10 protein-coding genes are annotated in these 14,932 nt (G+C 50.4%); 9 read left to right on the forward strand and 1 reads right to left on the reverse strand.

What is annotated here, in order from left to right; translation table 11 throughout:
• Window position 1: 1 nt before the first annotated feature.
• Window positions 2–628, forward strand: a complete 627-nt coding sequence (locus BM030_RS08485) for a bifunctional 4-hydroxy-2-oxoglutarate aldolase/2-dehydro-3-deoxy-phosphogluconate aldolase (protein ID WP_090973163.1) — start codon at window positions 2–4, stop codon at window positions 626–628.
• A gap of 161 nt (window positions 629–789) precedes the next feature.
• On the opposite strand, the gene BM030_RS08490 is transcribed toward BM030_RS08485, so the two are convergent.
• Window positions 790–1,815, reverse strand: coding sequence for a LacI family DNA-binding transcriptional regulator (locus BM030_RS08490; RefSeq protein WP_090973164.1), 1,026 nt, complete (start codon window positions 1,813–1,815; stop codon window positions 790–792).
• A 116-nt stretch (window positions 1,816–1,931) separates the two neighbouring features.
• Here BM030_RS08490 and BM030_RS08495 point away from each other — a divergent pair, with 116 nt between their 5' ends.
• The 8 genes from BM030_RS08495 to BM030_RS08530 all read left to right on the forward strand — a co-directional run bounded on the left by BM030_RS08495 (window position 1,932) and on the right by BM030_RS08530 (window position 14,686).
• Complete coding sequence (locus BM030_RS08495) at window positions 1,932–2,777, forward strand: sugar phosphate isomerase/epimerase family protein (RefSeq protein WP_090973165.1); 846 nt, start codon at window positions 1,932–1,934, stop codon at window positions 2,775–2,777.
• 51 nt (window positions 2,778–2,828) lie between these two features.
• Entirely contained in the window at window positions 2,829–4,253 is a 1,425-nt protein-coding gene (locus BM030_RS08500; RefSeq protein WP_090973166.1) for a Gfo/Idh/MocA family oxidoreductase, read from the forward strand.
• Between the two features lie 82 nt (window positions 4,254–4,335).
• Window positions 4,336–5,136 carry a PorV/PorQ family protein gene (locus BM030_RS08505; protein ID WP_139215852.1) on the forward strand — a complete coding sequence of 267 codons (801 nt, stop codon included), beginning with the start codon at window positions 4,336–4,338 and terminating at the stop codon, window positions 5,134–5,136.
• On the forward strand, window positions 5,123–7,171 hold the full coding sequence (locus tag BM030_RS08510; RefSeq protein ID WP_139215853.1) for a ComEA family DNA-binding protein: 2,049 nt from the start codon (window positions 5,123–5,125) through the stop codon (window positions 7,169–7,171). Before BM030_RS08505 ends, BM030_RS08510 begins: the two co-directional genes overlap by 14 nt.
• Before the next feature lie 55 nt (window positions 7,172–7,226).
• Window positions 7,227–8,366, forward strand: a complete 1,140-nt coding sequence (locus tag BM030_RS08515) for a glycerate kinase (RefSeq protein WP_090973259.1) — start codon at window positions 7,227–7,229, stop codon at window positions 8,364–8,366.
• Between the two features lie 37 nt (window positions 8,367–8,403).
• Window positions 8,404–10,464: a ComEC/Rec2 family competence protein gene (locus BM030_RS08520; RefSeq protein ID WP_170845675.1), complete on the forward strand. Its 2,061-nt coding sequence runs from the start codon at window positions 8,404–8,406 to the stop codon at window positions 10,462–10,464.
• Window positions 10,461–12,350 carry a RecQ family ATP-dependent DNA helicase gene (locus tag BM030_RS08525; protein ID WP_090973170.1) on the forward strand — a complete coding sequence of 630 codons (1,890 nt, stop codon included), beginning with the start codon at window positions 10,461–10,463 and terminating at the stop codon, window positions 12,348–12,350. The genes BM030_RS08520 and BM030_RS08525 overlap by 4 nt, the downstream gene beginning before the upstream one ends.
• A gap of 122 nt (window positions 12,351–12,472) precedes the next feature.
• Window positions 12,473–14,686: an NADP-dependent isocitrate dehydrogenase gene (locus BM030_RS08530; protein WP_090973171.1), complete on the forward strand. Its 2,214-nt coding sequence runs from the start codon at window positions 12,473–12,475 to the stop codon at window positions 14,684–14,686.
• Window positions 14,687–14,932 lie beyond the last annotated feature (246 nt).

Raw genomic sequence — 14,932 nt, forward strand, 5'->3', positions numbered from 1 at the left:
TATGGCTGCATTCGCTCAACTCACTAAACACGGAATTATCGTTATTATACGGGGGTTGCATCCGGATGATGCACCTGACGTTGCAGAGGCGCTGTATGCAGGAGGCATCCGGCTGCTGGAGATTACGATGAACTCAGAAGCGCCACTGACGGCCATTCGGGCGGTCGCCGATGTGATGGCGGGGCGGATGGTTATCGGTGCGGGCACAGTATTAAATGCGCGAATGGTGGAGGAGGCTGTTACCGCGGGGGCAGAGTTCGTGCTTTCTCCGATAGTATGCGAAGAAGTGATCCAAACGGCCAGGCAACTGGGGGTGGTGGCGGTTCCGGGAGCTTATACGCCTACCGAGGTTTATCGGGCACATCAGGCCGGCGCGGATATCGTAAAGATATTTCCGGCAACCTCGCCCGGATATATCAGGGATATTGCAGGGCCGCTGCCACAAGTTCCCTTGTTGCCAACAGGTGGTATTAATCTTCAAAATATATGCGACTATAAGGCGGCCGGTGCCGTAGGATTCGGGATTGGCAGCGCGTTAGTGGATACGAAAAAAGCCATAACGCCACAATACTTGGCTGAAATAACGGCCAAGGCCCGCCAATTCGTTGAAGCCATCGCTGTTCCATAGGTTTCCAGCGTTATGGCCTGACTAGCCGAAGGCCCATCGTACCGGGTACGAAAAAATCCAGTACATCGTTTGAATAATAGTATAAGCGGATTTTTGTTGAAGCGGATATAATCTTGATGTGTAAAGTTTTGGATGGGAACGGCTTTTAAAATACGCATTCTTTACCTTTGCTTATGTGTGTTGAAAACCTGTAATTCACAAGGTAGTTTAACCAGTTGGGGTTGATATCCTGTTCGGGGATGGTTAACCAGGTCCAACAATAATGAACCTGCTTTTTGCCCGATTTCATAGGGTTGTTCTTTGAGTGAAGCGAGTGGGGGATGCTCTAAGTACTGGATAATGGGGTTCGCACCGTAGCCTATCAGTTCGACGGTCGTTGCTTTGGAGGGAAATTCCCGGCGCAGGCAACACATGGCGTCAAGTAGCACCTGGTCTTTGAACGCCAATACGGCCGTAGGAGGCGATTCGAGCTGCATCAGTCGGCGCATGGCCTGCAGATTGCTCTCCTGTGTGAAGTCGCTCTCTTGGACGAGTGATTTATCAAAAGGGATGTGGTGTTGAACTAAACCATCGCGGTAACCCAGAAAACGATCGCGGCTTGTAGTCCAAAAGGATGATGCGTTGATAAATCCGATACGCTTATGGCCCCTCGAAACAAAATAAGCGACGGCATCGATGGCACCGGTATACACGTCACTGCAAACGCAATGGAAATCTTCATTGATGGGCTTGCGCATAAAGTATACGATAGGTATACCCGCCTGGACACATTCATTGATGTGGGAAGTGTCTACGGTTTCACGTGATATGGCGATGATTAAGCCGTCAACACGGTTGCTTTGCATCGTCAGCAGCAGCTCTTTCTCGCGCAGAAGGCTTTCATGGCTCTGACCGATAAGAACGTTGTAGCCGCTGTCATAGGCAAATTTTTCGAAGCCCTCCACCGCAGCTACGTAGAAATGGTCTAACATGCTCGGGATGAGTATGCCAAGGGTAAACGACTTTTGCTGCTTAAAGCGGATCGCACTTTGATTGGGAACGAAATGGAGCTGCTTAGCCAGTTTTTTGACCCGTTCTTTGGTGACCACCCCGATGTTAGGGTGATCCCGCAGTGCTTTTGAAACGGTAGACGGCGAAAGTTTCAATTCGGACGCGATGTCTTTAATAGTGGCTCTTTTGTGATCCATTGGGCTAAGATAGAGAAAAGTAGGGAAAGTTCAGAAACTCCGATGGTGAAGCAGGGATGGTTAGCACCATAACAAGGGAAATAACCGATATAAATTCAATATTTACTAAGCAATTGATGGAAACAAGAAGAACGTTCATTCAGAAAGGCCTACTGGGCATGACAGTGGCTGCTATGGCCGGTACCGCGCAGGGAATGACCCAGGTGGGATTGCGTAAGCAGAAAGAAGACAAGTTTCAGTTAGGTATAGCGGGATACAGCTTTGTGAAATTCGGATTGGATGAGTCCCTTGCTATGATGAAGCGCATGGGAGTGCGTTACCTTTGCATCAAGGACTTTCACCTTCCTTTTAAGAGCACTCCTGCAGAAATAACGGCGTTTCATGAGAAGCTGGCTGCGTCCGGCGTAACAGGTTATGCGGTTGGGCCTATCTATATGACAAAGTCCCGGGCCGACATCGATAATGCTTTCGAATATGCCAAACGGGTAGGTGTCAAGCTCATTGTCGGTATTCCCAACAAGGATGACTTAGCGTATATTTCCGATAAGACCAAGGCATATGACATCCGGTATGCCATTCATAACCACGGACCCGAGGATAAATTATATCCTAACGCCACGAGTATTTATGAGCTTGTTAAAGGGTTAGATCCGAGAATGGGTTTATGTTTCGATATGGGACATAACATGCGGGACGGCCAGGATCCGATTAAGGATTTGGAACGTTACCATAAACGGATATTTGATATTCACCTAAAAAACGTCACTGCTGCAGCCAGAGAGGGGAAGACTTGTGAACTGGGCCGTGGCGTGATTGATATTCCGAAGTTCGTGAAAATGCTGAGGAAAGTAGGGTACGATGGAAAGTGCAGTCTGGAATTTGAGAAAGACATGAGCGACCCGTTGGCGGGATTAGCCGAATCTGCCGGTTACTTTAAGGGAGTACAGGATGCATCCGCATAAGTGTGCGCGTTTACGAACAATGCGTTTGAATTTTAAAATCAATTATAGATAATGAAGAAGAGTGAATATTCAAGAAGGATTTTTCTTAAGCATGCAATGCTCGCATCTGCCGCAGCAGCGGTGGCACCGGGGCTGTTGATGGCTAAGCCGAAATTGGCTGCAGCAAATGAACGGGTAAACCTGGCCTGTATCGGTATCGGAAATCGTGGAGGTGAAATCATCCGCGAACTGTATGATACAGGGTTGGCCAATATCGTAGCCTTGTGCGATGTAGATATGGAAGCTCCGCACACGCACCGGATTTTAAAGCAGTTTCCCGATGTGCCCAGGTTCCAGGATTTCCGGGAGATGTTTGATAAGATGGGCAATCAAATCGATGCGGTGTCTATCGGCGTACCTGATCATTCCCATTTTCCGATCACCATGCATGCCATGGGATTGGGTAAGCACGTATATGTGGAAAAGCCGCTTGCCCGTACCTTCCAGGAATGCGAACTGCTCATGAAAGCTGCCCGGAAATACCGAAACGTAGTTACTCAAATGGGTAATCAAGGGCATTCTGCGGCTAATTATTTTCAGTTTAAGAGTTGGGTTGATGCCGGAATAATCAAGGATGTGACCGCGATAACAGCGCATATGAATTCTCCGCGCCGTTGGCATGGATGGGATCCGAACATCAAATCGTTCCCGCCTGCCGAGCCCATCCCCGATACGCTGGACTGGGAACTTTGGCACGCGGCCATTGCGCAACAGCACGATTTTAACAAAGATTATATTAACGGGCAATGGCGCTGCTGGTATGATTTCGGAATGGGCGCTTTAGGTGACTGGGGCGCGCATATCATTGACACGGCTCATGAGTTCCTTGATTTGGGACTGCCGTATGAAGTGGAATGTACCAAAGCCACAGGCCACAATCCCTTTTTCTTTCCGATGTCTTCGACCATCGTCTTCAGATTCCCTAAGCGTAAGCGTATGCCTGCGCTTGACATTACCTGGTATGATGGATTGGATAATCTGCCACCTATACCGGAAGGGTATGGTGTCTCGGGCTTAGATCCCAATATCCCGCCCCCGAGTACGGGCGAACTTGAGCCGGTGAAACTGAATCCGGGAAAAATCATTTACAGCAAGGAGCTGACGTTCAAGGGAGGATCCCACGGCAGTACGCTTTCTATTATCCCAGAGGAAAAGGCGAAGGATATGGCCTCCCGTTTGCCTGAAGTGCCCAAGAGTCCGTCCAATCATTTTGCTAACTTCCTGAAGGCTTGTAAGGGTGAGGAGAAAACCCGGTCGCCGTTCGAGGTTGCAGGGCCACTAAGCCAAGTATTTTCATTGGGAGTATTGGCTCAAAGATTGAATACAAAACTGGAATTCGATCGGAAGAAAAAAGTAATTACCAACAATCAGGCGGCCAATGACCTGTTGGTAGGCCCTCCGCCGCGAAAGGGCTGGGAACAGTATTACCGGGTATAAGTTAGCCGGCTAAAGTGGAATAACACGGATGTTACGGACATTTGTTCGTTTACATCCGTTTTTTTTTTATATCTTCACCTGCATGATTAGCAGGTGGCCCATACTCCTTCTGATCTCCTTTGGATGCAACGCCCAGACCTACCTCGGACCAAGATACCAGGCCATGGGTCATACGGGAGCGGCCCTTCAGGGAATATATAGCTTGACGGCGAATCCGGCAGGCTTAGCCGGAATGGATCGCCCTATGGCTACCATTACGCATCAATATCATTTTCTTACAACAGATATTGCCACGCAACAGGCTATGTTGGGCCTGCCTACACGTCTGGGTACGTTTGGCGTTGCCGCCAGCCGGTATGGCATACAGCAGGGGTATCAGGAACTCAGGGGTGGCTTTACATTGGCCAAACGATTTGGCCCGCAGTTTTCTGTAGGGCTTTCTACCGTTTTTCATCAGCTTTTTATTCCATATTATTTAACCAATAGGTCATTCTCAGTCGATTTAGGTGTGCAGTATGCATTGGAGCAAGGTACAGCGGTGGGATTCCAATATACCAACATCGGTAGCGCACGTTACGGGCAGGATATATATGGCACTATTCCGGCTTACGCCATATTCGGAATAAGCCATCCCATGGGTGAGGTGAGGCTTTCGGCCGATGCGGCATACCGAAGTGAGGAAGAAGTGCTTAGCGGGCATTTGGGATTGGAATACCAAATAGGAACGGTATTGTGCCTGCGCGGCGGGCTTTCTGTGAACCCGGTTTTGCAGCATGCCGGCTTCGGCATCGTCTGGCGGCATTTCGTCTTCGATGCTGCGGCAACTTTTCATCCCCGTTTAGGTACATCTCCGCAAATAGGTGTGTGCTATGCGTTTAGATAAATTGATCATAACCCTTATCGCTGTTTTGCTGGTGAGTGTGCTGAAGGCACAGACCGAACCGGATATATGGGTGGAACAGTTGATGGAATTGACTGCAGAGGAACTGCCAGAGGACGTGGATTTATCAGAATTGGTAGAACGCTTGCACTACTATCAAAATCATCCTATTGATCTAAACCGTACTGATGGGACAGAGTTGCTGGAATTGCAGTTTCTGCCGCAATCGTTTGTCGAGAACCTGTTGGCTTACCGCGAGTATACCGGGCGTTTTTTGTCAGTATATGAGTTGCAGGTTATTGATGGGGTGGAGGAACGGTTGTTGCGGTGGCTTATGCCTTATGTTAGCGTGGATACACGTTCGTCACTCCGGGAAATAGGGTTGGATAGCCTATTACGTGCCGGGAGGCATGAACTCATGGTCCGGTATGGCCGTACATTGCAACAGCGGCGCGGGTATACCATCACAGATGAAGCCCGATCACGTTACCTGGGTAGTCCTGATCAATTGTTGGTGCGTTACCGGCTTCACCTAAGCCGGGATATCCAGTTTGCCGTTAATATGAAAAAGGACGCAGGGGAAGCCTTTTTCAGCGGCGCGCAACGATATGGTTTCGATTTTTATTCCGGCAGCCTGTATGTGCGCAACCAGGGTATGCTCCAACACGCTGTAATAGGCGACTATGCCCTGCAGCTGGGGCAGGGAGCGGCCATGTGGAATGGGCTTGGTTTCGGCAAGAGTGCCATAATGCACGGCATGGCCCGCCAGGCTACGGGCATACGGCCCTATACATCTACCAACGAAATCCGGTTCCTGCGAGGGGCAGCCGCTACTATTGGCTCAGGGCGTTTCGCGATCACGCCTTTCTTTTCGTGGCGCCGTATGGATGGTTCGGTTTCCCACACCGCTGATGGACGCGCTATCGTCACGTCTTTCGGTGAGACGGGTTTACACCGAACACCTTCGGAGGTTGCCGGCCGCGGCGCAGTGAAACAATGGGTGTATGGCGCTGATGTGCAGTACCGGCATCGGCAACTGCGGATAGGCAGTGCCGTATTCCACACCCGTTTAGATGCTGAGGTGACGGCGCCTTCACAGTTGCGTAACCGTTTCGTATTCAATGGTGATCGCCTTTGGAACACCAGTTTATACTATAATTATTCACTGCATGGGGTATACCTGTTTGGCGAAGCGGCCCATAGCTTGGGAAGTGGCTATGCTTTCGTGAATGGGCTCATGGCGTCCCTGCATCCGCACCTTTCTTTGGGACTTCATTACCGCAATTACCGGCCGGACTATCATTCGTTTTTCAATCAGGGCATTGCAGAAAGCAACACCGCGTTCAATGAGCGCGGATTTTACTCGGGGCTGGTATACCATCCCAGCAGAACCGTGGAATGGGTGTTATACGCCGATGTTTTCCGTTTCCCGTGGTTACGCTATCGCGTAGACGCGCCATCACGGGGAATAGATCTGTTCAGCCAGTTTACTTATACCTGGTATAAAAAAGCCAATGTTTCTGTTCGTTACCGTTTCCGCCAGCGCGAAGAGAACACGTCTGCGGAACTTCAACACCATACCGTGGTGCCCGTTGTTCGGCAGCAGATGCGCATCAGCGGGCAGTATAAGGTAAACGATGTATGGCAGATGCGCAGCCGTATAGAATCATCCTATTACCGAAAGGAAGCTGCGCCTTTGGAGATTGGTTGGTTGGTTTACCACGATGTCATTTGCAAACCGATGAACGGGCGATGGAGCGGCAATGCCCGTATTGCGGTGTTCAATACGCCGAGCTACAATTCTCGTATTTATGCTTATGAAAACGATGTGCTGTATGCCGGTTCCTTCCCATTATACCATCAAAATGGGATCCGTACCTACATCAACCTGCGCCGGCGGTTCGGCCGTATGACGGACGTATGGCTCCGATATGCCTTGTCTGTCTACCGGGGCACCGCAGAGATTGGCAGCGGACTAGACACCATCGAAGGGAGCAGACGTTCGGATGTACGGTTACAAGTTCGATGGAGGTTTTAGCATGGATTGAAATGTAAGTATTTTCGGTATGTTTACAAACCCTGATTAGATGATTATGCACGTCCTTATAGCTCCGAATGCATTCAAAAACGCGTTAAATGCCCGCGAAGTTGCCGAGGCCATCCAAACGGGCCTGCTGGCAAGCAAACTGTATTGTTCATGTACATGTTTTCCGATAGGCGATGGGGGCGACGGTACTGGCGAACTGCTTGTTAATCGGTTGGGCGGCGAACAGGTAGAGGCTGTTGTTACTGATCCTTCGGGAAGATCGGTAAGCGCCGGATTTGGATGGATAGCCGACAGGCGCATGGCGGTCATCGAAATGGCGGCGGCATCCGGACTGCACCTTCTGGCGTCTGACGAACGGAACCCGCTTCGAGCTTCGTCTGTCGGCGCGGGGCAACTTATAAAGGCCGCATTGGACCTTAATCCCAGGGATTTGGTCATTGCGATGGGAGGTACCGCGACCATAGACGGTGGAAGCGGCATGCTTGCCGCTTTGGGCGTACGCTTTATCAATGACGAAGGCAACGAAATAACTGATTTTCCTGCTGGTTTGAGAAAGCTGAGGACGATTGACCGGTCGGCTCTGGACAGGCGGTTGCTGGATTGTAACGTTACGGTACTGTGTGATGTGGACAATCCCTTGCTCGGTAAAAATGGTGCCGCTCGTGTTTTCGGAGCCCAGAAGGGCGCAGACTTGGCTATGGTAGCACAATTGGAGGCGCTGCTTCATCGGTTTTCCGTGGTCATACAGGCAGAAACCGGTATTGCAGTAGCCGACCTAGCGTCGGGGGGCGTAGCTGGGGGCGCAAGCGCAGGCTGGTACGGAATAGTAGGGGCAACCTTGGTAAAAGGTATCGACTATTTTCTTGACATAACCCGTTTCGACGATGTTCTGAGGAATGCAGATTTGGTAATTACCGGCGAGGGCAGTATTGATGAGCAAACGTTGCACGGTAAGGGCCCTTACGGAGTAGCCCGCCGGGCAAAGCGTAACGGGGTGCCTGTTATCGGCCTGGCTGGCCGGATTCCCGTCACCGTCAGTGCGGAACTGAATCGGTATTTTGATGCGTTACTGGCCATAAACAATGGGCCAGATACCTTGGAGGAGGCGCTGGCTGCGACCTCCGTAAACCTTGAGCGGATAGCTATGCAACTTGGAAATTTGTATGCTGCCAAATCCGATACATAGAGGGCATGTACCATTTGCCCGTTTGCTTTTTGCGCTGTTGGTTGGGATAAGTCTCGGCTATGCAGCGGAACCAAACCGCACGGTTTATTTAACGGTATGCGGACTGTTGGCGGCAGTAGTGCTGATTTTCATGGGGATGCTATGGTACACGCGTTTACGGAAATATCAACATTACGGGGTATTGGGTCTTCTGGTTCTGGTTTCCTTGGCAGCCGCAGGTTTAATTAGGACCTGGCAGCCGCACCCCGGCATCGATCGAAAGCATTTTAGTCATTATCCCGCCGCGGCATTGGTCGGTTATGTTGGTGATGAACCGACCGTACGGGGAGAAACCATACGTTTTCCGCTGATGGTAACTCACGTGTATGGCGACAGTGGCATGGCGGCGGTACGGGGCACGCTTATGCTCACCATCCATCGTGCGGACACCCTACCCATCGCTTTTACCTACGGCGATGAACTCATTGTTCCTGCAACATATCGGCAGGTGCCGCCTCCTTACAATCCCGGGGAAATTGATTACCGGAGTTTTCTGGCTAACCGGAATTGCTGGCATCAGGCCTATATCCCGCTGCATGAAGTGCAAAAGATTGGCAAAGACAAAGGTCTTGCTCTTCGGGCATACGCTCTTTCGGTACGTCAGCAAATGGTTGCGAAATTTTCACGGTATATCCGAGACAGGGACGCCTTGTCCATCGCTTCCACATTAATATTGGGTTACCGTGCTGAACTGCGGGAGGAATTGCTCCAGGCGTTTTCCAATACCGGAACCATACATGTGCTGAGTGTATCCGGTATGCATGTCATTATTGTATATTGGCTTTTTTCAAGGCTGTTCTGGTGGATGGACAGGGGTACCGCCCTCCGTGTGGCTAAATTGATGGTTCTGCTTCTCGCCGTCTGGGGGTATGCGTTACTAACCGGATTTTCTCCATCCGTTTTACGGGCGGCTACGATGGCCAGTTTCGTTATAGCGGGAGCCACATTCAGACGGCAGTCTCGGATTTATAACAGCATAGCTGCTTCCGCTTTCTTTTTATTGTTATATCACCCGAAGTTCATTGCATATATCGGGTTTCAATTGTCCTATTTAGCCGTACTGGGAATCGTATTTCTTTACGCTTTCTTCCGTCAGGCAGTACCGTCAGGTAACCGGTTCACCAAGCCTGTGTTAGCATATGCGTCGGTGTCAACGGCCGCTCAGGCCGGTGCGGGGCCGCTGGCGGCTTACCATTTTCATCATTTTCCGCTTTACTTTCTGCCTGCTAACTTACTGGTCGTTTTACCCGTAAGTGCAATTATGTACCTGGGTTTTGTATTGTTGGCCATTCCGTATGTTCCCTTTGCTTCGGTAATCGCGGTAGTTTTGGAGCAATTGATTCTGGCGGTGAATAGGGCGCTGCATGTTATTGAAGGATGGCCGGGGTCGGTTGTCAATGGCATTTGGGTGCCTTGGTGGGAGCTTCCGTTGATGTATGGATTGCTGGTGGCTTTTGTTTTGGCGATGAACTTGCGCAGCAAGCGATGGGCGGTATGCGCAGGGGTATGTATGGTGTTATGGACATTGTCTTCGTTTATGTCGTGGTTTTCCCAACACGACAGGGATGAGATGGTTGTCTTTAATGTGCAGGGTGATATCGCTATTGGACTGATTGGGCAACGAAATGCGTGGCTGTATTCCAATTTAGCTTATCCTGACGACCGTAAAGTAAATTATTCGGTTAGGCCTAAGTTAACAGCCCATGTTCCTGAAAAGGCCGTCCGTTTCATACCGTATGGGAGCAGTTATGGCGATGGACGTGTTTATGTGAGCGGCCCCGTTATCCAGTTCGGTGGCCGGTGCATGATGATATATGACGGCCGGGAGTCTTTTACAGGACATCTGGCTGTTGACATTTTGCTGTTCCGGAATAATCCTTCAATAGCATTGGAGTCCCTCACGAAGATGGTCAGCTGCCGCCGATTGGTGCTGGATGGTTCAAATAATGACGTCACCATCGCCCGGCTGAAAGCCGAAGCCGAGGCTATGGATATTCCGGTATATGTGTTGAAGAACAATTTTGCTTATGTTTGGGACGAGGAAGCCCATTTGCCATGAACAGTATAGAAGTGCTGCGTAAGTATTGGAAGTATGAGTCGTTCCGGCCGTTACAGGAAGAGATTATCCGGTCGGTACTGGACGGGCGCGATACGCTTGCACTAATGCCCACCGGCGGAGGCAAATCTATTTGTTTCCAGGTGCCGGGTATGGTCCTCGACGGGATCTGTATAGTGGTGACACCTTTGATTGCATTAATGAAAGATCAGGCGGAAAACCTTCGGGCCAAAAGCATTGAAGCGGTAGCTATTTTTTCGGGTATGACCAAGCGTGAGGTAGACATTGCCTTGGATAATTGTATTTATGGGCCCATTAAGTTCCTATACCTGTCTCCCGAGCGGTTAGCGAGTGAATTAGTGCAAGAACGAATCCGGCACATGAAGGTTAACCTCTTCGCCATAGACGAAGCACACTGCATATCACAGTGGGGGTACGATTTCCGGCCGTCTTACCTTAATCTTGTGATATTACGGGAGCTCCATCCAAAGGTGCCTTTTCTAGCGCTAACCGCCACCGCCACCAGTCGGGTGATAGACGATATCCAAGCCAAACTGGCCTTTTCGGGGCCGAATGTGATGCGCAAGAGTTTTTTTCGGGAGAATGTGGCTTACATGGCGTTCAATGAGGAAGATAAGATAGGCAGGACGCTTCGGGTTATCCGGAAACTTGGCGGTAGCGGCATCGTGTATGTACGCAATCGGCGTGAAACGCAGGAAGTGGCACGGATTTTAGCCCATGAAGGTGTATCTGCGGCGTACTACCATGCCGGGCTGGACACGCTGGAACGCGCTCGCCGGCAGGAGGCCTGGAAATCCAACGATGTCCGGGTAATGGTCGCTACGAATGCCTTTGGCATGGGGATAGATAAACCAGACGTTCGCTTTGTTATTCACCTGGATGTGCCGGATTCGCTTGAGGCCTACTACCAGGAAGCCGGTCGGGCTGGCAGGGATGGCAAAAAGGCATATGCTGTGCTGCTGCATCACCAAAGTGACAGGTTACGCCTGCAAAAGAACCTTGAACTGGGATTTCCTTCTATCGATTTTATCAAACGGATTTACCAACATCTGGGCAATCACTACCAACTGGCGTATGGAGCGGGCGAAGGCCTTAGTTTGAACTTTGATGTGGGCGATTTCTGTTCGCGGTATAAACTGGATGTAATGACAGCCCTTAGCGCGCTCAAGTTTCTTGAGCGGGATGGGTGGATCGCTGTTACCGAGACGGTGTACCTGCCATCTCGTATTAAGTTTGAGGCGGGGCCGCAGGACCTGTATAAATTCCAAGTAGAACATGCAGCGTATGACAGTCTAATCAAGGTGATACTGCGAAGCCACGGCGGCGCGTTTGACCACTTTATTCCCATCCGGGAACATGAACTTGCGCGCAGGGTCGGCAGGGATTTGAATACAGTGGTTAATATGTTGAACCATCTTCAGAAACTGGAAGTTCTGACATATATCGCGCGGACAGACAGTCCGCAGATCCAGTTCCTGCGCCCCCGTACTGATGACAAACGGCTACATATCGACAGCGGCTTTATCCGCCAGCGCAAGCGTATTTTATCAGCGCAGCTCGATGCTGTGTTCGGTTATCTCGACGGTCAGGTTTGCCGAAGCACAATGCTTTTGGCTTATTTCGGTGAAAAGCACTCGGCGCCTTGTGGTGTATGCGATTGCTGTTTGGCAGCTCGAAAAACAGTTGATTTAGAGGATAAATTGATGGCTGAACTAACGGAGGTACTCGCAGATGGGCCGCTCACCCTCGAACAATTGGTGCTGCAGCTTAAATCGGGCGACGAAAAGGCGCGGCTGGCTTTTATCCAAAGGCGACTGGATGACGGCAAACTGAGAATAAATGGGAGTAAATACGATTTGGCAAGATAAATGCACTGGCCGGCACGAGATAGCAAATTGCTGTTTGGATATGCACGTCAATTTGTATAAGTTTGTGACCGCTCGATGGTAGCGAGCAGCAATTTCCTAATTTAAGCTATACATTGCATACTATGTCTGAAAACGCAAAAATCCATTACACCAAGACAGATGAGGCCCCATTATTGGCCACGTACTCATTTTTGCCCATTGTCAAGGCTTTCACAGCCGCAGCCGGCATATCGGTTGTGGAAAAAGATATATCGTTAGCTGGGAGGATCCTCGCTAATTTCCCCGAGTGCCTGACCGAAGATCAACGGATAGGCGATGCCCTGGCCGAGCTAGGCCAACTGGCCACGACCCCTGAGGCCAACATCATTAAGTTGCCCAATATCTCAGCATCTGTACCGCAGCTGAAAGCCGCTATAGCGGAACTGCAAGCCAAGGGCTACGCCGTGCCCAACTATCCTGAAGAACCCAAGACGGAAGAAGAAAAGGCTATTAGAGCACAGTATGCCAAAGTTCTCGGCTCGGCCGTAAATCCTGTACTGCGGGAGGGCAACTCCGACCGCCGCGCGCCACGCGCGGTAAAGAATTATGCCAGACAGCATCCGCACTCCATGGGAGCTTGGTCCGCTGATTCCAAAACACGGGTTGCATCGATGCCGGATGGTGATTTTTACGGAAGCGAACAATCACTCACCGTACGGGAAGCCACCGAATTTACCATTGAATTTGTGGGCGAGGATGGGACCAGAGTGCAACTAAAAGGCGCTACCTCTCTGCAGGCTGGCGAAGTGATAGACACTGCACGGATGCGCATCAGCGCATTGAAGGACTTCGTGGCAAAGGAAATACAGGCGGCCAAGGAGGCCGGTGTCCTGCTTTCAGCCCACCTCAAGGCGACCATGATGAAAGTGTCTGATCCGATTATTTTTGGAGCCATCGTGGAAGTCTATTTTGCGGATGTGTTTGCGGCATATGCTGAGCTGTTTGAAGAACTCGGTGTAGACACCCGTAACGGTTTGGGTGATGTATACGCCAAAATAGCCGGACACCCGAAGGAGGAAGAAGTGAAAGCCGCACTGGCGAAGGCCATTGAGGAAGGTCCGGATCTTGCCATGGTTAATTCCGACAAGGGTATTACCAATCTGCATGTGCCATCTGACGTGATTGTGGATGCGTCCATGCCGGCAATGATACGCAGTTCAGGAAAGATGTGGAACAAGGATGGGCAGTTGCAGGACACGGTTGCATTGATTCCCGATCGCTGCTATTCGGGCGTGTACGCAGCCACTATAGCCGACTGTAAACAACATGGAGCATTTGATCCTGCAACGATGGGATCGGTTTCAAACGTTGGGCTGATGGCTCAGAAGGCTGAAGAATACGGATCACACGATAAGACATTCCAAGCTTCGGCTAAAGGAACAATACAGGTGATAGACGGCCAGGGTCGTGTAGTAATGGCGCAGGAGGTTGAAGCCGGTGACATCTTTAGGATGTGCCAGACGAAAGACGCTGCAATTCGCGACTGGGTAAGGTTGGCTGTAAACCGGGCCCGCCTGTCTAATACGCCCGCCGTATTCTGGCTGGACGATAAGCGCGCACACGATAGACAGATTATCGAAAAAGTAAACACTTACCTAAAAGACCACGACGTAACGGGATTGGATATTCGCATTCTTAGCCCTGTTGAGGCGACGAAGTTCTCCTTGGACCGTATCCGGCGGGGTGAGGATACGATTTCCGTAACGGGGAATGTTTTACGGGATTACCTTACCGATTTATTCCCAATTTTGGAGCTTGGAACTTCAGCCAAAATGCTTTCCATCGTGCCGCTTATGAATGGAGGTGGACTATTTGAGACCGGAGCCGGTGGTTCTGCCCCTAAGCACGTAGAACAATTCGTTCAGGAAGGTTACCTTCGTTGGGACTCATTGGGTGAGTTTCTGGCGTTGGCCGTTTCATTGGAACATCTCGGTCAGACCCAGGGCAATAACAAGGCGCTGGTACTTGCCGAGGCGTTAGATACGGCTACGGAGAAGTTCCTTGAAAACGATAAATCGCCTGCACGTAAAGTCGGGCAATTGGACAACCGGGGGTCGCATTTTTATTTGGCCATGTATTGGGCTGAAGCATTAGCGGCTCAGGATAACGACGCTGAGCTGAAAGCCGGGTTCCGCCCGATTGCTGAACAGTTGAAAGCAAACGAAAATATAATAAATGATGAGCTGATTGCTGCTCAGGGCAAGCCTCAGGATATCGGCGGTTATTATTTTCCTGACGATGAAAAGGCCAGCCATGCGATGCGGCCGAGTAAAACGCTCAACGCAATTATCGGATAGGGGAAGTGCCATGCGACCCGGACGCCCCGCTTATGCTTAAGCTATGGGATTGTGCCGGAATTTGCAAGCCTATCCTGCCCTGCCATTGGAACGCGCTAAGCCAGTAAAGGTTATACGCGTTTCAGCGGCAGGGTTTTTTTATTCAATTTTGACCAGCACAAAACAGCACAAAAATCTATGAAACAAAAAAAACCCTCCTGCCAAATGTGATAGGCAGGAGGGATAAGTGATGAAAGTTTATGCGAA

The organism is Parapedobacter composti (assembly GCF_900112315.1).
In the GTDB taxonomy this organism is placed as follows: Bacteria; Bacteroidota; Bacteroidia; order Sphingobacteriales; family Sphingobacteriaceae; genus Parapedobacter; species Parapedobacter composti.

Excerpts from the sequence above, each read along its gene's own strand:
- BM030_RS08485 (WP_090973163.1), top strand. The coding sequence starts at position 2 with ATGGCTGCATTCGCTCAACTCACTAAACACGGAATTATCGTTATTATA.
- BM030_RS08490 (WP_090973164.1), bottom strand. The coding sequence starts at position 1,815 with ATGGATCACAAAAGAGCCACTATTAAAGACATCGCGTCCGAATTGAAA.
- BM030_RS08495 (WP_090973165.1), top strand. The coding sequence starts at position 1,932 with ATGGAAACAAGAAGAACGTTCATTCAGAAAGGCCTACTGGGCATGACA.
- BM030_RS08500 (WP_090973166.1), top strand. The coding sequence starts at position 2,829 with ATGAAGAAGAGTGAATATTCAAGAAGGATTTTTCTTAAGCATGCAATG.
- BM030_RS08505 (WP_139215852.1), top strand. The coding sequence starts at position 4,336 with ATGATTAGCAGGTGGCCCATACTCCTTCTGATCTCCTTTGGATGCAAC.
- BM030_RS08510 (WP_139215853.1), top strand. The coding sequence starts at position 5,123 with ATGCGTTTAGATAAATTGATCATAACCCTTATCGCTGTTTTGCTGGTG.
- BM030_RS08515 (WP_090973259.1), top strand. The coding sequence starts at position 7,227 with ATGCACGTCCTTATAGCTCCGAATGCATTCAAAAACGCGTTAAATGCC.
- BM030_RS08525 (WP_090973170.1), top strand. The coding sequence starts at position 10,461 with ATGAACAGTATAGAAGTGCTGCGTAAGTATTGGAAGTATGAGTCGTTC.
- BM030_RS08530 (WP_090973171.1), top strand. The coding sequence starts at position 12,473 with ATGTCTGAAAACGCAAAAATCCATTACACCAAGACAGATGAGGCCCCA.